We start from the raw sequence: 20337 nt of genomic DNA, 5'->3' as shown, positions 1-20337 counted from the left end.
CCGGGCGCTCCCCGCTTTCATTCGGAGAGATTGCCAGATGAGCTGGACAGCCTATCTGCCGATGCTTTGGCAAGGCGCTACCGTGACGATGACGATCACTTTGGCAGCGATCGTCTGCGGCGCGATGCTCGCCTTCGTTTTCGGCATCCTGCGCGTCGAGGGAGGACCGATTTTGTCGGCCGTCGCGCTCTGTTACACGGAGGTGTTTCGTGGGACCTCGCTGTTCGTTCAGCTGTTCTGGTTCTATTACGCGCTGCCACTGGTCGGTCTCAGCTTCGATCCGATCACCACCGGCATTCTGGTATTGGCCGCCCATGTCGGCGGCTATGGGGCCGAAATCGTTCGAGGCGCCCTCGCATCGGTCTCCGTGCAGCAACTGGAGGCCGCCCGGGCATTGAATTTCAACCGTGCCCAGACCCTCTTTCGCATTTCGCTGCCACAAGCCATCGTCGAAATGATGCCGGCCTTCGGAAACCTCGCCATCGAAACGCTGAAGCTGTCCTCGCTGGTGTCGTTGATCTCGATCGCCGATCTCACCTTCGCGGCCCAATCCATTCGCAACATCACGCTGGACAGCGCAAGCATCTATTCGATCACGCTCGTATGCTACTTCGCCATGTCGCTCGTCCTGATGGCAGCCGTGCGCGTGATCGAGCATTTCGTGCGGCGCGGCGATGTCTTCCCTCGCTCGGCTCATTCGTGAGGATCTTACCGCCATGATGTATGGTTACGAATGGGACACGACAACCTGGGTTACCTACACGACCTCGATCCTGCCAATCATTCTGATTGGTTTGACCGTCACGTTGAAGGCTGCAGCCGCTGGGTTCGCGATTGCACTGGTGCTCGGCCTGGTATTCGCCCTCTTGCGCCGAAGCCGCGTCAAGGTGATCTCGTGGACGACCGCCGTTATCGTTGAGTTCCTGCGCGATACGCCGCTTTTGGTGCAGCTGTTCTTCCTCTACTACGTGCTGCCCGATTTCGGTATCGTGCTCCCCGCCTTTCTGACCGGTGCGCTGGCGCTTGGTCTGCAATATGCGGCCTACACGTCGGAGGTCTATCGCGGCGGCATCGAAGCGGTGCATCACGGGCAATGGGAAGCGGCAACCGCCCTCAATATGACGCGCATGCAGGCCTATCGCGACATCATCCTGCCCCAGGCCGTTCCGCGAATAGTCCCTGCCATGGGCAACTATCTCGTGGCCATGATCAAGGAAACCCCGGTTCTCTCGGTGGTCACCGTTCTTGAGATGATGGGGCTTGCCAACATGATCGGCGAACGCACCTTCGAATATCTCGTGCCGCTGACGCTTGTCGGCCTGATCTTCCTTCTGCTGACGCTGATCTGCTCAGCAGGCCTCCACCGCTTGCATAAAGCTCTTCCAAAGGCAGGAATACCCTTGCGATGACCAACAATATCGATCCGCCGCCCATCATCGAGTTTTCCGATGTCACCAAGCGCTTCGGGATTCTGACGGTGCTTGACCACTTCAATTTCTGCGTCGCGAAGGGCGAGAAAGTCACGCTTATCGGACCGTCAGGCTCCGGTAAATCGACGGTCCTGCGCATTCTTATGACACTCGAACCGTTCCAGGAAGGCAAGCTAACGCTTGCTGGCACGTCCTACCACGAGCAGGGCGGCAAGGGCCGGTTCCAGGCCTCGGAAAAACACCTGCGCCAGATCCGCAATCATGTCGGCATGGTCTTCCAGAGTTTCAATCTCTTTCCGCATATGACGGTGCTTCGCAACGTTGTCGAAGCGCCGGTGCGGGTATTGGGAATGGCGCGCGCGGAAGCCGAAGGGCGTGCGCTGGACCTGCTGCAGATGGTGGGGCTCGCGGACAAGAAGGACCACTATCCGGTCCAGCTTTCCGGCGGGCAGCAGCAGCGTGTGGCAATTGCCCGTGCGCTTGCGATGCGCCCACGGGTTCTTCTTTTCGATGAGCCGACATCCGCGCTTGATCCGCAACTGGTGGGCGAAGTGCTTTCGGTCATCCGCGCTCTGGCGCATGAACATGATCTCACTATGCTGATGGTCACCCATGAGATGCGCTTTGCCCGAGAGGTGTCAGATCGCGTCTGCTTTTTCGATAAGGGGCGCATCTGCGAACAGGGTGCACCTGAAGAGATATTCGGCGCGCCGCGAATGGAGCGGACGCGCGAATTTCTGTCATCGGTTCTAGGGTAACCAGTAAACCCCGCAGGGGGAGAGACAGGGGCGGAAGGCTTAGAAAAAAACCGCTGGAAAGAAGCTCTGGATAGGGTTGGAACCCACGATCCTGTGGGCCACAATCCATATCTTCGTAGGCGTCCGGTCAGGATACTTCGCGCGCCCCTTCGCTTTCACGCGCGGCTCGATAGGATCAAGGACGTAAGCGAACGAATGCTCTGGGAAGCGCTTCGCATGTTCGTTCGCGATCGTCTGGTCCTGCGGCAATTGCATCCGACAGTCCCGCCACATGGCACTTGCCCGGGGATTGGGCGAGAAAGAGGCGGCAGACCTGCTCGGCATCAGCGAGCCGACCGGGCGCTCGCATCTAGCAATCCGATCGCCGGTCGGCATTCAGTGCTAAATCGCGTCAAGGACCAATGTGCATCAATGATCGCGCATGCCGCGGTAGGTGTCCTGCAGGTCGAGGAACGTCCTGTAGCGCTTTGCATGAATGTCCTGCGCCGACAGATCGGGGCCGATACTCTCACCCAGATTGGACATTCTGCACATGGCTGACTCGAGACTGGGCACGTGCCCCGCCGCAACCGCACCCAGGATGGCTGCGCCAAGCAGGACCGGCTCGTCCGTATCGACGGTGGCGATGGCGATGCCGGCAGCATCGGCGAGCATCTGCCGGACCAACCGGCTTCGTGCCGCCCCTCCACTGACCACGACCGTTGTAATGGCGATGCCCTTGGCACGGAGCGCATCGAGGATCTGCCTGAGGCCGTAACCAATGGACGCCAGACCGGCAAGATAGAGGCGCACGAGGCTGAGCTCGTCCGCATCAAGGCCGAGCCCGGCGATGACGGCCCGAGCCTGCGGGTCTGCAAGAGGTGCACGATTGCCGAGGAATTCGGGCACGATATGCAGCCCCTTTACGATGTCGGTGATCGAGAGGTCGGATGAGAAGGGCGATCCTCTTGGGATCGTCCCTGAAAGCCTCATTCGGCTAGCGAATTGAATTGTCCTGGTTTCGCCTGCACGGCCCGGCTGTGATGCCCGATCGGAATAGCCAATAACGAACTGGGCCGATCGACATCATCCAGCCCGCCGGGCGCAATTGGTCGGAAGTCTCACTCATCGCCATAAGGGCTTCCTTGTGCCGATCGGCAACTTTCCTGATCACGCTCGGCGCTATTCCGTAAAGGCCTCTTCCCGTTTACGGCTGATGCTCGGCGACAGCACCAGCGCAAGGACAACGACGGCGAAGATCAACAGCGAGAGACTGAGCGGGCTGCGCAAGAAGATCGACGGATCTCCTTGGCTGATGAGCATGGCACGCCGCAGGTTCTCTTCAAGCATCGGCCCCAGAATGAAGCCTAGGAGCAGCGGCGCCGGCTCGAATCGCATCTTGCTGAGCGCAAAGCCAATGACGCTGAAACCTGCCATGACGAACACGTCGAAGACGCTGTTATTGATGCTGTAGGCGCCGATGCAGCAGAAGCCGATAATTGCGGGAAACAACAGATGGTAAGGTACCGTCAGCATCCGCACCCATAGCCCGATAAGCGGCAAGTTGAGGATGACAAGCATGAGATTGCCCGACCACATCGAAACGATCATGCCCCAGAACAATGCCGGCTCGTCCGAGATCACGTTGGGGCCGGGCGTGATGCCCTGCAGGATCATGGCCCCCACCATCAGAGCCATGACTGGGTTACCGGGAATTCCGAGCGTCAGCATCGGAATGAACGAAGTCTGCGCCCCAGCATTGTTGGCGGATTCGGGCGCCGCGACCCCCTCGATCGCCCCCTTGCCGAACTCGGCCCGGTTCGGGGATATTCGCTTTTCCATTGCATAGGATGCGAAGGATGCGAGCATCGCGCCGCCTCCGGGCAGAACACCGAGAAAGGATCCGAGCGCCGTGCCGCGCAGAACCGGGGCGATAATGCGCTTAAAATCGCTCATCGTCAGCATCAGGCCGGTCACGCGCTTGACGCCAACCGAACGTTCCTGCTCGCTTTCGAGATTGCGAAGGATCTCGCAGATCCCGAATATGCCCATGCTGACCGCGACGAAGTTGAGCCCGTCATAAAGTTCGGGGATGTCGAAGACATAACGTGGGGTACCGCTCTCGACGTCGGTGCCGACGGTGCCAAGCATCAGCCCAAAAACGATCATAGCCATCGCCTTGAGCAACGACCCGCTGGCGAGCGCCACAGAGGCAACCAGCCCCAGGACCATCAGCGAAAAATACTCGGCAGGCCCGAAATTCAATGCGACCGCAGCCAGAGGGGGGGCTGCCATCGCGAGTAGGATTGTCGCCACCGTCCCGGCGAAGAAGGAGCCAAGTGCAGCCGTCGCCAGCGCCGCACCGGCACGCCCGTTTCGCGCCATCTGATAGCCGTCTATCGCGGTCACGACGGACGAGCTCTCGCCCGGAAGATTGATGAGAATGGCCGTTGTCGAACCGCCGTATTGCGCGCCGTAGAAGATGCCCGCAAGCATGATGAGTGCTGATTCCGGCGGCAGTCCGAACGTGATCGGCAGCAGCATGGCAATCGTCGCCGTTGGCCCGAGCCCCGGCAACACGCCGATCGCTGTCCCAAGCAGGCACCCGACGAAGCCGTAGAGCAGATTCATCGGCAAGAATGCGGTCGAGGCGCCGAGCCAGAGGTTCGAGAAGATGTCCATAAGCAATCCAATCCGGTTTCGTCGGCCTCGCTGGGAGGGTTATGAAAGGTCGCCGAGAAAAGGGACCCACGGTCCGAACGCGCTGATGGGGAGCGACAAAAGCCGCGTGAACAGCAAGACCGAGCAGACCGCCAGGAACAGGCCGAGGAGGATGGAATGGCGCCAGTTGGCGTATCGGCTGGCAGTCGCGACGCCGACGATCAGGAAAAACATTGTCGGCGCCAAACCCAGTCCGGAGAGCAGCACACCGAATCCTATTGGCGCGAGGATGACCAGAAAATAAGCCTTCCAATTCGGCCTCTGGGGCTCCACTCTCTCAGCCTCGACCACCAGGGACTGAAGGATGATGAGCGCGCCTATCGCCATCAGAACCAGGCTCAGCGCCGTGGGAAAATAGCCCGGCCCCATCTGGAAGGAGTTTCCAACCTCCAGGTTGCGACCGAACCAGATAAATAGCAGACCCGCAAAGATCATCGTCACGCCGCCGACGAAGTCGCGGCCATTTCTTATCTTCAACATGGCATGACACTCGCGTGGAAAGATGAGCCGGTCGGGCGTTAGCCCGACCGGCGCCTACTCATTGAGGCGGAACGTTGGCGGCCTTGATCACCTCGGCCCACTTTGCCGTTTCCGTGGCGATGAAGGCCTTGAACTCGGTCGACGTGTTGCCGACCGGGGTCGCACCCATGCCTTCCAGCTTCGCCTTCATGGCCGGCTCTGCAAGAATAGCCTGAACCTCTTTGCTGAGCTTCTCGACGATTTCCGGCGGCGTGCCGGGAGGCGCAAAGATGCCGTGCCAGGACGTTGCATCGAACCCGGGAATGATGCTCGCCATTGTCGGCACTTCCGGCAGAAGAGCCGCTTTATCGAGACTGGTCACAGCGAGTGCGCGCACCTTGCCGGCCTTCACTTGCTGCGCTGCCGTCGGAATATTGTCGAACATCATGTCAACATGGCCCGCAACCACATCGAGAATGGCCTGGCTGCTTCCCTTGTAGGGAATGTGGGTCATCTTGATGCCTGCCTTGGTGGCCAAAAGCTCGCCGGCTAGATGTATCGACGTGCCGACGCCCGACGAAGCATAGGTGTGCTTGCCTGGCTCCTTCTTGAGAAGCTCGATAAGCTCCTCGACGGAGGTCGCCTTGATCTTGTCCGGATTGACCACCAGAACGTTCGGCAAGGTCGCGATGAGCGAGATCGGCGCAAAACCCTTCTCCTTGTCGTAAGGCAAGGTCTTGTAAAGCGTCTGGTTGATGGCGTTTGAACTTACCGTGCCCATGCCGATCGTATAGCCATCCGGCTTCGACCGCGCGAGATCGCCAAGACCCACATTGCCGCCCGCACCGGGCTTGTTCTCGACGATAAATCGCTGCCCCAACCGCTTGTCCAATTGTTCGGCCACGAGGCGGCCGAATGTATCGGTATTCCCTCCCGCGGCGAACGGCACGACCACCGTCACGGTCCTGGATGGATAGTCATCGGCGCGGCTCGACTGCATGCTTGTCGCGCATATTGCAGCCACAACGGCCGCAAACGTCGTGAAACGCTTGAAGTGCATAGAACTTCCTCCTTGCTTGGCCTCCAGCCAGCCTCATAAACCCACTCTCTCCACACCTCCCGGAGAGTAATGGAAGCGCTTTCATTGTAACTTCAAAATCCTGCTCCGCAAGCATGAGTGGCAAAATTTATATCACGTTAATTCAGTGTGTTATCTAGTTTCCTTGAATATTCTGCAGCTTAGGCACTTGCCTGTGAGTCCAATGAAAGCGTAACTCATTTGGCAGGGATGGCGAATATGACAGGTCACGATAAAAACAGAAGAAATCCGACGAATGGGCCGGTAACGCTTGCCGATGTCGCAAGGCTTGCCAACGTATCTCCTGTCACCGTCTCACGAGCCATCAACACGCCAAATCTGGTCAAGCCGCAAACGCTGGAAGCAATCGGCCGCGTCATCGCAAGGACCGGATACGTGCCCAATCTCCTGGCCGGGGGGCTCGCCTCACGAAGAACGAGGTTGATCGCTGCGATCGTGCCGTCGGTCGCCAGCACGATCTTCGCAGAGACTATAGAGGGCCTCAACGCCGAGCTTGTTTCCGCCGGCTACCAACTCTTGCTTGGATTGTCCGGCTACGATGCCCAACGAGAGCTCGAACTGACCCGCGCAATCCTCGCCCGCCGTCCCGACGGCATTATCCTGACTGGAATCTCCCATCTGAAAGAGACGCGCACGATGCTGACCGGGGCAGGATTGCCGATCGTCGAGATCTGGGACTCGACGCCGTCGCCGCTCGATACGGCCGTCGGTTTCTCGCACCTGGCCGTGGGCGCCCTGGTCGCCGAGCATCTTTTGGCCAAGGGATATGACCGTTATGCCCAGATCGGCGCGAATGACCCGCGCGCAGTCCAACGCCGCGACGGATTCGTCAATCGTCTGGCGGGAATTGCGGAGGTGGAGTTGCCGGCGCTCGATATGAACTCTCCATCGACGTTTAGCGACGGACGGGCCGCGATGGCGCGGCTTTTGGACCGGGGACACGGCACGCTCGGCGTCTTCTGCTCGTCGGATGTAGTAGCACACGGGGCACTGGCCGAAGCCCATTTCCAAGGCTGCAGGATACCGGAGGACCTGGCGATCATCGGCTTTGGCGATTTCGATTTTGCTCCGCACACGCATCCTCCGCTAACGACCGTCCGCATCGATCGCCGCGACATCGGCACCAAGGCGGCGCAATCGATCTTGAAAAAAATCGCCGGCAGCGAGGATGTGGGCGCCATGATCAATATCGATTTCCACATCGTCGCGCGGGGAACTGCCTGACATGCGACCTTAAGGTCGCTTGCCGAACTCCGCCGTTCCCCTTGTCCAATGATGCGACTGCTCGGAAAGCGTGATTCCCAATCCCGGACGGGTCGGCACCGCCATGCGGCCGTCCTTGATCTCCAGCCGCTCGTTGAACAGCGGATCGAGCCAGTCGAAATGTTCGACCCAAGATTCAAGCTCGTAAGCTGCCGCCAAGTGCAAATGGATTTCCATGGCAAAATGCGGCGCCAGTTGCAGCTTTTTCGCCTCCGCCAGCGCACAGATCTTCAGGAACTGGGTAATGCCGCCTACCCGCGGCGCGTCCGGCTGGATGAAATCAACGGAATTGTTCTGGATAAGAGAGGCATGCTCAAGAACGCTTGCCAGCATTTCGCCGGTCGCGATCGGCGTGTCCAACTGCGCCGCAAGCGCCGCGTGCCCTTCGACATCATATGCGTCGAGCGGCTCCTCGATCCAGGTAAGGTTATAAGGCTCCATCAGGCGACCGAAGCGCACGGCGCTCGGTCGGTCCCATTGCTGGTTTGCGTCGACCATCATCGCTGCCCGGCCACCGATGCGGTCGTGAACTGCCGCCACGCGCTTCAGGTCGATATTCATGTCCGGCTGACCGACCTTGATCTTGATGCCGCCAATGCCGGCCGCGATCGACTGCTCGACGTTTTCGAGAACCTCTTCGATCGGAGAAGAAAGAAACCCGCCGGAGGTGTTGTAGCATCTGACGGAATCACGGTGTGCGCCCAGCAGCTTTGCGAGCGGCAGACCCGCGCGCTTGGCTTTGAGATCCCACAAGGCCACGTCGAAAGCGGCGATCGCTTGGATGGCAAGACCGCTACGACCGACGGAGGCTCCGGCCCAGCAGAGTTTGTTCCAGAGCTTGCCGATATCGTTCGGATCTTCACCGATTAAAACCTCGGCGATCTCCTTTGCATGCTCGTACTGGCCGGGACCGCCTGCACGCTTGGAATAACTGAACCCGATGCCGCTATGCCCCTGCTGCGTCTCTATTTCTGCGAACAGGAACGCAACCTCGGTCAGCGGCTTCTGCCGGCCGGTCAGCACCTTTGCATCGCTGATCGGCGTTTTCAGCGGCAGGAAGATCGAGGAAAGCTTGATCCAGGCGATGCTGTCTGCACCGCCGATTTGTTGGGTTGAGCCCGTTGTCGAGTGCGTATCCATTCGTCTCACGCCCATAAAGGTTTCGCGTCTGGTCTTGACCGTTACCGATCTCACCCATTTAAGTCCAGATTGATTTTTGTAGAGAATCTATACCGGAGTTGGATAGATGCTGGATATGACGCAGGTCAGGTCGTTTGTCGTGCTGGCGTCAGAGTTGAATTTCAGCCGTGCCGCCCGGCGCTTGAATATCACGCAGCCACCCCTCAGCCGGCAGATCAAACTCTTGGAGCAGGAGCTGGACGTCACGCTGCTGGAAAGGACGAGCCGGCGGGTCGTCCTGACCCCTGCCGGCATGGTATTCTTGGTGGAAGCCCAGAAGTTGATCGAGCAGGGCAATACGGCCACAACAGCGGCGCGGCGAGCGGCACGCGGCAGCGCGGGATCGGTGAGCATCGCATTTGTGGGAGCAGCAACCTATAGTTTTTTGCCAAAGTTCATCAGTGCCGCGCGCACCACCGCTCCTCAGGTCGAGCTGGAATTGGTGCAGATGGAGACTGCGGAACAACTCCAGTCAATCAACACCGGCCGTATCGATCTGGGCTTGTCGCGCCCGTTGATAGGTTCGCATTATCTCGAAAGCGCCTGCGTGGCGCACGAACCCATGATGCTTGCGATACCTCGGGCTCATCCCCTGGCCGCAAATCGCCGTCCCGCGCTGAACAAGCTCGATGGCGAGCCGTTCATCATGTTTTCCGCCCAGGCGCGATACTTGCACGAAAAGCTGGCCAGGCTACTAGCCGAAGCCCGGATCACCCCGCGCATCGTGCAGCACATGACGCATTCACAGGCCATTCTGTCATTGGTGAGCGCTGGTATAGGTTTGGCAATCGTGCCCGGCGAGACCCGGACCGCTTGCTTCGACAGTGTCGTATTTCGCCCGATCGATCTCCGCGAAGAATGCATAGCCGAACTCCACGCCATCTGGAGACCGGATAATCGCAATCGCTTGCTGCAGGATATTCGCGACGTAGCAGTGCAAACGGCAGGCCGTGACGGTGATCTCGCCGGAAGGCGCCTTTGAATGACCGTCGGAAACCGGTGCGTCGACTACAGGCATGCCGGTGGGATTTCATGTTGCCGCAGCCCGAGGAGGTGGTAAGCTTACAGCCAGGGAGGACATATTATCCGCGGCGAAACCGATCACGTGAACAGGGTCGCAAAGGTTATCGCGTCCGGATCGGACGCGGCGCGGAGTCCGCTTGCAGCGTCCTGGCGACGATCAATGGAACATCACCGGCTGGATCCGTCGGCGCGCCGACCGAACGATCGGGTCGATGAGGCGGAACTCGACCACCGACGAGCTTGCCTGGATCGCTTCATGAGGGTTGCAACAGCAAGGCTTGATCATCTCTTTGGCCTGGTGGGTGCCTCAGGGTGCGGTGTTCTTCTGGCCAGATCTCCCCGCATTGCAAAGATCGCCTTCACCGGCTCCACCGAGACCGGGCGCATCATCATGCAGGCGGCAACCGAAAACCTGATCCCCGTGACCCTGGAATTGGGCGGCAAGTCCCCGAACATCTTCTTCTCCGATGTGATGGCAGAGGATGACGCGTTCCTTGACAAGGCGGTCGAAGGGTTCGTCCTATTTGCCTTCAACCAGGGCGAGGTCTGCACTTGCCCCAGTCGTGCGCTTATCCATGAGGACATCTACGAGGCGTTCATCGCACGCTGCATCGAGCGGGTGCGCGCGATCAAACAGGGTGACCCTCGCGACATGCAGACGATGGTGGGGGCACAGGCGAGCCAGGAACAGCAGGACAAGATCCTGTCCTATCTGACGATCGGCGTGAATGAAGGAGCAGAAGTATTGATCGGAGGGGATGCCGCGCGCCTTGACGGGGACCTTTCCAGCGGCTTCTACGTTCAGCCGACGATCCTGAAGGGCCACAACAAGATGCGGGTCTTCCAGGAAGAGATCTTCGGCCCGGTGGTTTCTGTCACGACGTTCAAGGATGAGGCGGAGGCGCTGCAAATCGCTAATGACACCATATACGGCCTTGGGGCCGGCGTGTGGAGCCGCGACGCCAACCGTTGCTACCGCTTCGGTCGCTCAATCCAGGCCGGCCGCGTCTGGATCAACAATTATCACGCTTACCCGGCCCACGCCGCGTTCGGTGGATACAAACAGTCGGGCTTTGGGCGCGAGACGCACAAGATGATGCTCGACCACTATCAGCAGACCAAGAACATGCTGGTCAGCTACAACCCAAACAAACTTGGGTTCTTCTGAGCCGAGGATTTGCCAAGGGGTGGGTCTTTACGGGCCCACCCCTAACGTTTCCATCCGCTCTTTTCGCTCATGTGCCGTCTTCCAGACATCGAGCCTCTTCGAGAGTCACGCCGATTGCCAACGCCGACAAGCTGTCTTCCAGTTCCGCTACCGTCCACGGGCGGATCAAGGGGACTGTTGGGAACGGCTACGTATGCGACTACTGGGTTGCGCTCTGGTTTTGACAAGCAAATCGAACGGGCGGGAATAGGTCGGCCAGCGACGCAAAGGACGAGGGAAATCGTCTGAATCTGCCGCTTCAGATCCGCAACCGCCATCAGAATGGCAGGCCAATGGTTTGCAGCGCTACCCGGGTTCTGTATCAAGGCACCAGCCCCAATCGCCCTACGATCGAGAGGAGATCAGAATGGTTGCCGAAACTGACGAGTTTGCGCTGGAGATCCGAGACGTGACACGACGTTTCGGACCGACGGCAGCCGTCGGTGGCATTTCGTTATCGGTCCGCAAAGGAGAAATTATCTGCCTCGTCGGTCACTCCGGATGCGGCAAATCAACACTGCTCAGATTGATCGCCGGCGTCGACACACCGGACGGCGGCCGTATTCTTCTGGCTGGCAAGGAGATTTCGGGCCCATCGATTTTCATCGAGCCCGAGGCGCGCAATGTCGGTTTCGTTTTCCAGGATTATGCTCTCTTCCCGCATCTGACCGTGGAGCAGAATATCCTGTTCGGTCTCAAGCGCTACAATAGAGCCGAGGCCATCAGGAGGACCTCGGAGGTGATTGGCAGGATAGGTATCACGCATCTCATCGACCGTTTTCCACATATGCTGTCCGGTGGCGAACAACAGCGCGTAGCGCTGGCAAGGGCGCTTGCTCCCCGGCCCCACATCCTGCTGATGGACGAACCTTTTTCCAATCTGGATCAGAGCCTGAGGGACAGGGTGCGCGACAACACGCTGTCGCTTCTGAAAACGCTGGGTACAACCGTGATCATGGTCACTCATGACCCCGACGAGGCGCTTTCGGCCGGGGACCGCGTGGTTCTGATGAAGGCTGGCGAAGTCGTTCAGGCGGGCTCAGGCTACGATCTACACGATCGACCCCTCACCCCGTATGCGGCAGAATTCTTCTGTGACTTCAACAAGGTGCCGGGCGTCTACAAGGGCGGCGTGATTAAAACAGCGATGGGCGCCTTCTCACAGGCCATGGCTATCCCGGAAGGCAGTCCGTCGACGATTTACATCCGTCCCCAGGCGATTTCGATTTCGCGGGATGACGGAGATTTTGCCGGCCGCATCGAGCGGCGAAGCTTTCATGGAGAATTCGAGCAGTTCCTTGTTCGTGTCGACAACCTTGAAACACCATTGCGAGTGAGATCGACAAAACGGCTGCCGCCGGATGTCGATCTGGTGCGAGTCTCCATCGCCAACGACCAAGTGCTGGCATTTCCGAGCGATTAAATCGAAGATTGTATTAGGTGGGAAATGCGGATCAACAAACCGTGATTGTGACTGCAAGTTGAACATTAAACTTGACGAAAATGGTCATAAACTGCTGCAAGCATGCCAAACATGGAGGGACTCATGAACACGCATGCCATCGCAACATCGACCTTTCTCGTCGCCTCGCTCTTCCTGAGTGCAAGCGCGGCCACTGCCGCCGAGATCAACATCTATACGACGCGTGAGGCGGGGCTAATCCAGCCGCTTCTCGATGCATTCACCAAATCCACAGGCACCAAGGTCAACACCGTTTTCCTGAAGGATGGCCTTGCGGAACGCGTTGCGACAGAAGGCGCCAGCTCGCCCGCCGATATTCTGATGGCCGTCGATGCCGGTAGCCTGGTCGACCTGGTCGAGAAAGGTGTCACCCAGCCCGTCGAGTCGGCGGTGCTGAATGCTGCCATTCCCGCGCAGCTGCGCGACCCCAAAGGCAACTGGTTCGCGCTTTCGATGCGGGCACGCGTGCTCTATGCCGCGAAGGACTTGGATCTGAAATCGTTCAACTACGAAGAGCTTGCCGACCCCAAATGGAAGGGTAAGGTATGCATTCGCGCCGGCCAGCACCCCTACAACACGGCTCTCTTCGCTGACTACATCGCCCATTACGGCGCGGCTGAAGCAGAAAAGTGGCTGACGGGCGTTAAGGCCAACCTGGCCCGCAAGGCCGGTGGTGGCGACCGTGACGGCGCCAAGGACATCCTTGGCGGTATCTGCGATATTGCAATCGCGAACTCTTATTATGTCGGCCTGATGCGATCGGGCAAGGGCGGTCCGGATCAGGTCAAGTGGGGCGAGGCCATCAAGGTCATTCTTCCGACCTTCAAGAATGGCGGCACGCAGGTCAACATCAGTGGCGCAGCTGTCGCCAAAAATGCGCCAAACAAGGCCGAAGCAGTCAAGCTCCTGGAATATCTCGTCTCCGATGAAGCCCAGAAGATTTACGCCGAAGCCAATTACGAATACCCGGTCAAGGCCGGCGCGGCCACCGATCCGATCATCGCATCCTTCGGTCAATTGAAGATCGATTCCAAGTCGTTGACGGAGATCGTCGGCCATCGCAAGCAAGCAAGCACGCTGGTCGATAAGGTTGGCTTCGACAACTAACATGGACAGAAAGGCGCCCTTGTCTTTGCGGGCGCCTTTCGTCTGGCCAGTTGGTGAATAACATGACCTCCCCTATCGCCGCGATCGCTTGGCCTAAACGGCGTCCAGGCAACCGTTGGCTGATCTGCACAGTTATGGTCGCAGCACTTGTGGCGCTTCCCGTCGTGGGCCTTTTCCTACAGGCCATTCAGGGCTCTCCCGGCCTCTGGCAGCATCTGGCAACCACTATCCTGCCGATTTCCATGGTCGACACCATCATCCTTCTCCTGGGCGTCGGCATCGTTTCGGCTGTCATCGGCACAACAATGGCATGGCTGGTTACAGCGTATTCCTTTCCCGGTCGGCGGACGCTGGAATGGGCACTGCTGCTGCCGCTCGCCGTGCCGACCTACATCATCGCCTATGCCTATCTCGACATTCTGCACCCGATCGGTCCCGTACAGAGCGTAATCCGCTGGTTGCTTGGTTATTCGAGCCCGCGCGAGTTCCGATTGCCGGACGTGCGCTCGATGCCCGGCTGCATTCTTCTTCTGGGTTTCGTTCTCTACCCATACGTCTACATGCCCACACGCGTGATGTTCCTGACACAATCAGCCAATCTCATCGACGCGGCACGAACGCTTGGTATCTCCCGCCGCGCCATCTTCTGGAACGTCGCTCTGCCGCTTGCAAGGCCGGCGGTCGCCGTCGGTGTCAGCCTGGCGCTGATGGAAACCCTGAATGATGTCGGCGCCTCGGAATTTCTCGGTGTTCGCACGCTGACCGTGTCGATCTATACGACCTGGATCACGCGAACAGACCTGCCCGGCGCGTCACAGATCGCCCTGTTGCTATTGCTTATGGTCGTCGCTCTGGTGTCGTTCGAACGGTGGGCGAGGCGAAGGCAGCGCTATTCTGCAACTGCGCAGCGCAATCGTGGTTTTGAGCCGCTCCGAGTTTCGTCGCCGAAAGGCCTGCTTTTGCTGATGCTCGGCCTAACCCCGATCCTGATCGGTTTTGCCGGACCGGCCCTGTACCTGTCGACATCCGCATGGCAACGCATCCGTTTCGCCGGCATATCCTCGAACCTGCTGAACGAGGCGGTAAACACGATTGCCCTAGCCGTCATCGCAACCGCGACCACCATCGCATTTGGCCTCGTCGTCGCCTATGCGAACCGCCTTCGCCCGGGCGCGGTGTCGTCTTGGTCCTATCGTTTCGCGACAATGGGATATGCGGCCCCCGGCACGGTGGTTGCCATCGGCGTTCTGATCGTGCTGGCGACGGCAGATCGGTTGGTTGACCAGACCGCCATCGATTGGTTCGGAGTCTCCACCGGCCTGTTGTTCATCGGTTCGGGCGCTGCACTGATCTACGCATATACGATGAGGTTTCTGGCTATCTCGGCGGGAGGCATTGACGCCGGGCTTGCACGCATTCCCCTGTCACTGGACCAAGCCTCACGCTTGCTCGGCCAGTCTCCGGCCGGGACCCTGCGCCACATACATCTGCCGTTGTCCAAAGCGGCATTAACCGCAGCCGGCCTGCTAGTCTTTGTCGACTGCGTCAAGGAACTCCCGGCCACGCTCCTGCTGCGACCGCTCAACATCGAAACATTTGCCACCCACCTGTATGGCGAGGCCGCGAGAGGAACCTACGAGGAGGCTTCTGTCGCCGCCTTGGCCATCCTTCTGATCGGCATGCTACCGGTCATCCTGCTCTCCCGCATCGGTCGCTCGGATCGTTGACGTTGCCCGAGCAAGCCGATGTCAGTCAGACTGACTAGGCATGGGCGATGCCTATCCGTCGGACGCATGGATGATGCGTCAACCTCGTGGTTTGGAAAAGAACCGATTGAGGATAGGATCTCTACTCAGCCAGATTAAATGAACTCATCCTTGCCGTTTATGGCCTGCCGTAAACCATGCTACCAGCTCAGCCGAATTGCGTACGCCGACGGCTTGCATAAGCCGCGCGCGATGGGATTCTATCGTACGCTTCGAAAGTCCGAGTTCGTCAGCGATCATCGCGTTGCTCTTTCCCTGCGCAACCAGGGTGATGATCTGGTGCTGCCGATCAGTAAAGGTCGGGTCGGAGCTTTTGATCGGCCGGTTGATCGCCTGGAAACAATAGAGTGCTTCGGCAAACGGATCGGCGAGATTGTGGCTCCGGCCGTTCACCCTGCACCAGAAGCGTCCGCCATCCCCCCTCGTCATGATCCGCTCGTCATAAAAGACCTGCCCGGCGGGCAGATGACTGCGCCACAAATGACCGATGCGCACAAAGTCCGCGATCTTCGGATAGAGACGTGCAAAACTGGTGTCCAGGATCTCTTCCCGGCGAAGCCCAAAAAGCGTAGCGAATTCGACGTTACAATCACGAATGATGCGATGCCTTGCATAAACCATGGGCACCGGCATATCCGCCAGCGGAAAACGATGGATCTGATCCGGATCCGGAATTGATGCTGGAGCGTCAGGCATGCAGTATTAATACGGCTAGCCGCCAAGGTCGATCAAGCCTTAGTTTCGCGCTAGCGGAATTCCGTGGGAGGGTCAGGATGCGAAAGATAGTATCAAGCGCCACTGAGGCGCTGGCAGGCGTATTGAAGGACGGCATGGTGATCATGTCGGGCGGGTTCGGGCTTTGCGGAATACCCGAAATCCTGATCGAGGCGGTCAAGCTGTCCGGCGTAAAGGACCTCACTGTCATCTCGAATAATGCTGGCGTCGATGGAATAGGCCTCGGCCTGTTGCTGGAAACGCGCCAGATTCGGAAAATGATTTCGTCCTATGTCGGCGAGAACAAGCTCTTCGCCCAACAGTTCCTTTCCGGCGAACTCGAGCTCGAGTTCAATCCGCAGGGTACGCTTGCGGAACGGATACGCGCAGGCGGCGCAGGCATCCCGGCGTTCTTTACAAAGACGGGTGTCGGTACGATCATTTCGGAGGGCAAGGAGATACGGGAGTTCGGCGGCGAGCAATACGTCATGGAAATGGCGCTGACGGCGGACGTATCGCTTGTCCATGCCTGGAAAGGCGACACCGAAGGCAATCTCGTCTATCGCAAGACGGCCCGGAACTTCAATCCGATGATGGCGACCGCCGGCAAGTTCACAGTTGCCGAGGTCGAACATCTCGTGGACGTCGGCCAGATTGACGCCGACCATATCCATACGCCGGGCATCTTCGTGTCAAAAATTCTCCACGTTCCCGATGCGAAGAAACATATCGAACAGCGGACCGTGAGAGCCGCACAGACGGAGGCGGTGTAATGGCCTGGACACGGGATCAGATGGCTGCGCGCGCCGCGCGTGAGCTTCAGGACGGTTTCTACGTCAACCTCGGCATCGGCATCCCGACGCTGGTGGCTAACCACATTCCTGCCGGCATCAATGTCGTCCTGCAGAGCGAAAACGGTATGCTCGGCATCGGCCCTTTCCCACTCGACAATGAAGTCGACGCCGACCTCATCAATGCCGGCAAGCAGACCGTCAGCGAACTGCCGATGACGAGCTTCTTTTCGTCGGCAGACAGCTTCGCGATGATCCGCGGCGGTCACATCGACCTGTCGATCCTGGGCGCCATGCAGGTAGCCAGCAACGGCGACCTCGCGAACTGGATGATCCCGGGCAAGATGGCCAAGGGCATGGGCGGCGCGATGGACCTCGTCGCCGGGGTCAAACGCGTCGTCGTACTGATGGAGCACGAGGCCAAGGGCGAGTCGAAGCTTTTGCCGGAATGCGATCTTCCGCTCACCGGCAAGCGCGTCGTGGATCTCGTCGTCACCGACCTCGGCGTTTTCACGATCGCAAGGACGGGCGCTCCGGAAATGGTGCTGGTCGAAATCGCCGAAGGGGTGACCCTCGAGGAAATCAAGGCAAAGACCAGAGCTGACTTCAGGGTCGGTCTTTGATCGGCGTATAGGGCAATACATCCCATGACGTGTTCGCCTCACGTCGGAGCTGATCTCTAACTGATCGTCTCTCTGGCGCTGCTTAAGTCACTCTCTGAACTCGGACGCCAGGCAAAGTTCGCGTCAGGCTTGGAAGCTTCGGGCGCTATCGAGGGAAGGACGGGCGTGATGCGGATCGCGATCCATACATATGGCACGAGAGGAGACGTTCAGCCCTTTGTGGCGCTCTCAGTTGCGCTCCTGGCCGCGGGTCACGAGGTCCAGTTCGCGGGGCCGGCACCATATGCTCCACTTGCTGTCGCCAGATCTGTTCCCTTTCACTGTCTCCCGCCGGAGATGTTGAACCTGATCGAAACGCGCGAGGGCAAGAAGGCCATCGCCGAGGGCGGCGGCTTTCTTGCCGGGTTCAAATTACTCAAGCACGTAAGGCCTCTTATGGAGGATCTGCTAAGACATGAATGGGAAACCGCGCGCGATTTTGCGCCCGACCTGATTGTCTATCACCCCAAGTCACTTGCGTCGCTTCACATCGCAGAACGATTGGGATGTAGCGCCGTTCTCGGCTCACCTTTGCCGATCTCGACACCGACCTCTGCTTTTCCCAGTCCGGTCTTTCCGGTGAGAACCCTGGGACCGCTCAACCGGCTGAGCCATAGCCTCGTGGCAAATGGCGCTGAGCTTCTCTTCGCCGGAACTATCGCCCGTTGGAGAGAGAGCTGCCTGAAGCTACCTGGCCGGCCAGCACGGCGACCGCGTCCGTCGATGACGCTCTACGCGTTCAGCAGACATATCGTTCCCGCGCCATCCGACTGGCCGCCTGATGTCCACGTTACCGGGGCCTGGTTCCTGGATAGCCCCGAGTGGGAAATGCCAAGTACATTGGAAGCTTTTATTGCCGGTGGTGAGGCCCCTGTATATGTGGGCTTCGGCAGCATGCCCGGGCTGGACCCAGAACAACTGACGGAGATCGTTGTTAACGGACTGGCTCTGGCCGGTCGCCGAGGATTGCTTGCAACCGGCGGTGGCGCCCTCTCGGCGTCTCTTCCAACATCGACTATTATGCATTTGGATGAATTTCCTCATGATCGGGTACTGCCTCTCACCGCGATGGCGCTCCATCATGGCGGCGCTGGGACGACCATGGCATGCGCACGGGCGGGTATCCCGGCGGCCATTTGCCCATTCATGGGTGACCAGCCGTTTTGGGCTCTGCGAATGCGGAACATGGGAGTGGCTCCGGCAAAACTCTCGAGAAAGCATTTGAGCGCCGATCGGCTCGCTCGGGCGATCGGCGCCATGGATAATCCGAGGATGCGGGAACGAGCGACCACACTGGGGAACCTGGTTACACAAGAGACTGGAACCGCGACGGCGGTTCGTTTGCTCGAGCGTCTAGGCCAGGACCTCGGCAGATCCTTATCCTGATAGCCCCCCGGCGCGTGGAAAACCGCAGAAGGGAACTTGGTCTCAATGTCGCCAGAATGCCGGAGCGACGAGAACCAGGTTTCTGGCTATTCAATCACATCGGCGTACTGGCGCCCCTGCCGACGGGGCGCAAACCTCAGTATGAAATATCCAGCGATACCTGCGATGATTGATCCCGCAAGAATGCCGAGCTTTGCCCGATCTTGCATCACCGGATCATCAAACGCCAGCAGCGCGACGAACAGACTCATGGTAAAACCGATGCCACAGAGAAGCGAAACGCCGAAAGTCTGGGCCCAACTGGCGGATCCCGGCATCTCCACGATACCGGCTTTCACCAGAAGAAAGACCGAGCCAAGAACCCCGATCAGCTTGCCGAGGACCAAGCCGAGGCCGATACCAAGGGTCAAGGGTTCAAGGATAACGGACGGCGATAGTCCCGAGAACGACACCCCTGCGTTCACAAACCCAAAGATAGGGATGACAATGAATGATACCGGACGATGGAGCGCGTGTTCCAGCTTATGAAGCGGGGACACATCCTGGTTGGCCTCAGGAGTACCCGGCGTTAGTTTGATCGGAACCGTGAGTGCGAGAAGCACACCGGCAATCGTTGCATGAACACCCGACTTCAGGACGAAAAACCAAAGAACAGCCCCCAGCATAAGGTAGGGCCATAGTGCCACGACTTTGATCCGGCTGAAGAGGCAGAGATTGAGGAACACCAAGGCGGCTCCGGCCAAAGCCCAGAGATTTATATCCGCAGTGTAGAACAGAGCGATAATCACCACTGCTCCGAGATCGTCTATGATGGCAAGCGCTGTCAGGAAGACCTTGAGCGTCACCGGAACACGTGGGCCAAGCAGTGAAAGGACTCCGAGCGCAAATGCGATATCAGTCGCAGTCGGAATCGCCCAACCTCGTGTTGCAGCGGGATCGTTGATGTTGAAAAACACGTAGATTGCCGCGGGCATCATCATGCCACCGAGTGCCGCCACACCGGGGAGAATTCGGCGCGGCCAGCTTGAGAGCTGGCCATCGAGCATCTCGCGTTTGATTTCCAGGCCCACCATCAGAAAAAATATGGCCATAAGGGCGTCATTGACCCAGTGCTGGACGCTAAGCGGACCGATGTAGCTCTTCATCAAGGAAAAATAAGTTGGTGCGAACGGCGAGTTCGCCACGGCAAGACCCACAGCCGCAACCGCCATCAAAAGCAATCCGCCTGACGCTTCGCTATGGAGGAATTTGCGAAGTGTGGAGTTTATTCTTCCCGTCGTGAAGATCGATTGTTTTTTGTTCGAAGACATAGCTACGCGATCCTGCTCAGG

General features: G+C 58.8%; 19 protein-coding genes and 1 pseudogene. 13 read left to right on the top strand and 7 right to left on the bottom strand.

What is annotated here, in order from left to right; translation table 11 throughout:
- Window positions 1–37: 37 nt before the first annotated feature.
- Genes ehuC through ehuA form a run of 3 tightly spaced genes read left to right on the top strand, consistent with a single transcriptional unit; the run spans window position 38 to window position 2188 of the window.
- The gene (ehuC, locus tag C5J26_RS15980; protein WP_105402648.1) at window positions 38–703 is read left to right on the top strand and encodes an ectoine/hydroxyectoine ABC transporter permease subunit EhuC; all 666 of its coding nucleotides are present in this window, start codon (window positions 38–40) and stop codon (window positions 701–703) included.
- 13 nt (window positions 704–716) lie between these two features.
- Window positions 717–1409: an ectoine/hydroxyectoine ABC transporter permease subunit EhuD gene (gene ehuD, locus C5J26_RS15975; protein ID WP_105402647.1), complete on the top strand. Its 693-nt coding sequence runs from the start codon at window positions 717–719 to the stop codon at window positions 1407–1409.
- On the top strand, window positions 1406–2188 hold the full coding sequence (gene ehuA / locus C5J26_RS15970) for an ectoine/hydroxyectoine ABC transporter ATP-binding protein EhuA (protein ID WP_105402646.1): 783 nt from the start codon (window positions 1406–1408) through the stop codon (window positions 2186–2188). Before ehuD ends, ehuA begins: the two co-directional genes overlap by 4 nt.
- Before the next feature lie 408 nt (window positions 2189–2596).
- On the opposite strand, the gene C5J26_RS15960 is transcribed toward ehuA, so the two are convergent.
- The 4 genes from C5J26_RS15960 to C5J26_RS15945 form a co-directional block, all read right to left on the bottom strand.
- Complete coding sequence (locus tag C5J26_RS15960; RefSeq protein WP_105402644.1) at window positions 2597–3160, bottom strand: FGGY-family carbohydrate kinase; 564 nt, start codon at window positions 3158–3160, stop codon at window positions 2597–2599.
- 189 nt (window positions 3161–3349) lie between these two features.
- Entirely contained in the window at window positions 3350–4849 is a 1500-nt protein-coding gene (locus C5J26_RS15955; protein ID WP_172723918.1) for a tripartite tricarboxylate transporter permease, read from the bottom strand.
- A gap of 39 nt (window positions 4850–4888) precedes the next feature.
- Window positions 4889–5368, bottom strand: a complete 480-nt coding sequence (locus tag C5J26_RS15950) for a tripartite tricarboxylate transporter TctB family protein (protein WP_105402642.1) — start codon at window positions 5366–5368, stop codon at window positions 4889–4891.
- A 58-nt stretch (window positions 5369–5426) separates the two neighbouring features.
- The gene (locus C5J26_RS15945; RefSeq protein WP_105402641.1) at window positions 5427–6407 is read right to left on the bottom strand and encodes a tripartite tricarboxylate transporter substrate binding protein; all 981 of its coding nucleotides are present in this window, start codon (window positions 6405–6407) and stop codon (window positions 5427–5429) included.
- Window positions 6408–6635: 228 nt separating this feature from the next.
- On the opposite strand from C5J26_RS15945, the pseudogene C5J26_RS33245 reads away from it, so the two are divergent.
- Both C5J26_RS33245 and C5J26_RS15940 read left to right on the top strand, forming a co-directional pair.
- Window positions 6636–6818 (top strand): annotated as a pseudogene (locus C5J26_RS33245) (LacI family DNA-binding transcriptional regulator); the annotation flags it as partial.
- Window positions 6819–6866: 48 nt separating this feature from the next.
- Window positions 6867–7670, top strand: coding sequence for a substrate-binding domain-containing protein (locus tag C5J26_RS15940; protein WP_245437571.1), 804 nt, complete (start codon window positions 6867–6869; stop codon window positions 7668–7670).
- Window positions 7671–7679: 9 nt separating this feature from the next.
- Here C5J26_RS15940 and C5J26_RS15935 read toward each other — a convergent pair whose 3' ends face one another.
- Complete coding sequence (locus tag C5J26_RS15935) at window positions 7680–8849, bottom strand: mandelate racemase/muconate lactonizing enzyme family protein (RefSeq protein WP_105402640.1); 1170 nt, start codon at window positions 8847–8849, stop codon at window positions 7680–7682.
- A 106-nt stretch (window positions 8850–8955) separates the two neighbouring features.
- Here C5J26_RS15935 and C5J26_RS15930 point away from each other — a divergent pair, with 106 nt between their 5' ends.
- From C5J26_RS15930 to C5J26_RS15910, 5 genes are all read left to right on the top strand, one after another.
- Window positions 8956–9870: a LysR family transcriptional regulator gene (locus tag C5J26_RS15930; protein WP_105402639.1), complete on the top strand. Its 915-nt coding sequence runs from the start codon at window positions 8956–8958 to the stop codon at window positions 9868–9870.
- A gap of 201 nt (window positions 9871–10071) precedes the next feature.
- On the top strand, window positions 10072–11079 hold the full coding sequence (locus C5J26_RS15925) for an aldehyde dehydrogenase family protein (RefSeq protein ID WP_371681923.1): 1008 nt from the start codon (window positions 10072–10074) through the stop codon (window positions 11077–11079).
- A gap of 406 nt (window positions 11080–11485) precedes the next feature.
- Entirely contained in the window at window positions 11486–12541 is a 1056-nt protein-coding gene (locus C5J26_RS15920) for an ABC transporter ATP-binding protein (RefSeq protein WP_105402638.1), read from the top strand.
- Window positions 12542–12664: 123 nt separating this feature from the next.
- Complete coding sequence (locus tag C5J26_RS15915; RefSeq protein ID WP_105402637.1) at window positions 12665–13687, top strand: extracellular solute-binding protein; 1023 nt, start codon at window positions 12665–12667, stop codon at window positions 13685–13687.
- Window positions 13688–13749: 62 nt separating this feature from the next.
- Window positions 13750–15414: an iron ABC transporter permease gene (locus tag C5J26_RS15910; RefSeq protein ID WP_105402636.1), complete on the top strand. Its 1665-nt coding sequence runs from the start codon at window positions 13750–13752 to the stop codon at window positions 15412–15414.
- A gap of 144 nt (window positions 15415–15558) precedes the next feature.
- Here the strand turns inward: C5J26_RS15910 and C5J26_RS15905 are convergent, their stop codons facing one another.
- Window positions 15559–16149, bottom strand: a complete 591-nt coding sequence (locus C5J26_RS15905; protein WP_245437561.1) for a PAS and helix-turn-helix domain-containing protein — start codon at window positions 16147–16149, stop codon at window positions 15559–15561.
- Window positions 16150–16226: 77 nt separating this feature from the next.
- Here C5J26_RS15905 and C5J26_RS15900 point away from each other — a divergent pair, with 77 nt between their 5' ends.
- From C5J26_RS15900 to C5J26_RS15890, 3 genes are all read left to right on the top strand, one after another.
- Window positions 16227–16940 (top strand): CoA transferase subunit A, encoded by a 714-nt coding sequence (locus tag C5J26_RS15900; protein ID WP_105402635.1) that lies wholly within the window; start codon window positions 16227–16229, stop codon window positions 16938–16940.
- Entirely contained in the window at window positions 16940–17581 is a 642-nt protein-coding gene (locus tag C5J26_RS15895) for a 3-oxoacid CoA-transferase subunit B (protein WP_105402634.1), read from the top strand. The genes C5J26_RS15900 and C5J26_RS15895 overlap by 1 nt, the downstream gene beginning before the upstream one ends.
- 168 nt (window positions 17582–17749) lie before the next feature.
- Window positions 17750–19006, top strand: a complete 1257-nt coding sequence (locus C5J26_RS15890) for a glycosyltransferase (RefSeq protein WP_105402633.1) — start codon at window positions 17750–17752, stop codon at window positions 19004–19006.
- Window positions 19007–19092: 86 nt separating this feature from the next.
- Here the strand turns inward: C5J26_RS15890 and nhaA are convergent, their stop codons facing one another.
- Entirely contained in the window at window positions 19093–20316 is a 1224-nt protein-coding gene (gene nhaA / locus C5J26_RS15885; RefSeq protein ID WP_105402632.1) for a Na+/H+ antiporter NhaA, read from the bottom strand.
- Window positions 20317–20337: the final 21 nt, after the last annotated feature.

It is taken from the genome of Neorhizobium sp. T7_12 (assembly GCF_002968535.1).
Lineage (GTDB): Bacteria > Pseudomonadota > Alphaproteobacteria > Rhizobiales > Rhizobiaceae > Neorhizobium > Neorhizobium tomejilense.
This window is presented reverse-complemented; position numbering and strand designations above follow the sequence as displayed.

Coding starts and splice junctions, on each gene's coding strand:
- ehuC (WP_105402648.1), top strand. CDS start 38: ATGAGCTGGACAGCCTATCTGCCGATGCTTTGGCAAGGCGCTACCGTG.
- ehuD (WP_105402647.1), top strand. CDS start 717: ATGATGTATGGTTACGAATGGGACACGACAACCTGGGTTACCTACACG.
- ehuA (WP_105402646.1), top strand. CDS start 1,406: ATGACCAACAATATCGATCCGCCGCCCATCATCGAGTTTTCCGATGTC.
- C5J26_RS15960 (WP_105402644.1), bottom strand. CDS start 3,160: ATGAGGCTTTCAGGGACGATCCCAAGAGGATCGCCCTTCTCATCCGAC.
- C5J26_RS15955 (WP_172723918.1), bottom strand. CDS start 4,849: ATGGACATCTTCTCGAACCTCTGGCTCGGCGCCTCGACCGCATTCTTG.
- C5J26_RS15950 (WP_105402642.1), bottom strand. CDS start 5,368: ATGTTGAAGATAAGAAATGGCCGCGACTTCGTCGGCGGCGTGACGATG.
- C5J26_RS15945 (WP_105402641.1), bottom strand. CDS start 6,407: ATGCACTTCAAGCGTTTCACGACGTTTGCGGCCGTTGTGGCTGCAATA.
- C5J26_RS15935 (WP_105402640.1), bottom strand. CDS start 8,849: ATGGATACGCACTCGACAACGGGCTCAACCCAACAAATCGGCGGTGCA.
- C5J26_RS15930 (WP_105402639.1), top strand. CDS start 8,956: ATGCTGGATATGACGCAGGTCAGGTCGTTTGTCGTGCTGGCGTCAGAG.
- C5J26_RS15925 (WP_371681923.1), top strand. CDS start 10,072: ATGGAACATCACCGGCTGGATCCGTCGGCGCGCCGACCGAACGATCGG.
- C5J26_RS15920 (WP_105402638.1), top strand. CDS start 11,486: ATGGTTGCCGAAACTGACGAGTTTGCGCTGGAGATCCGAGACGTGACA.
- C5J26_RS15915 (WP_105402637.1), top strand. CDS start 12,665: ATGAACACGCATGCCATCGCAACATCGACCTTTCTCGTCGCCTCGCTC.
- C5J26_RS15910 (WP_105402636.1), top strand. CDS start 13,750: ATGACCTCCCCTATCGCCGCGATCGCTTGGCCTAAACGGCGTCCAGGC.
- C5J26_RS15905 (WP_245437561.1), bottom strand. CDS start 16,149: ATGCCTGACGCTCCAGCATCAATTCCGGATCCGGATCAGATCCATCGT.
- C5J26_RS15900 (WP_105402635.1), top strand. CDS start 16,227: ATGCGAAAGATAGTATCAAGCGCCACTGAGGCGCTGGCAGGCGTATTG.
- C5J26_RS15895 (WP_105402634.1), top strand. CDS start 16,940: ATGGCCTGGACACGGGATCAGATGGCTGCGCGCGCCGCGCGTGAGCTT.
- C5J26_RS15890 (WP_105402633.1), top strand. CDS start 17,750: ATGCGGATCGCGATCCATACATATGGCACGAGAGGAGACGTTCAGCCC.
- nhaA (WP_105402632.1), bottom strand. CDS start 20,316: ATGTCTTCGAACAAAAAACAATCGATCTTCACGACGGGAAGAATAAAC.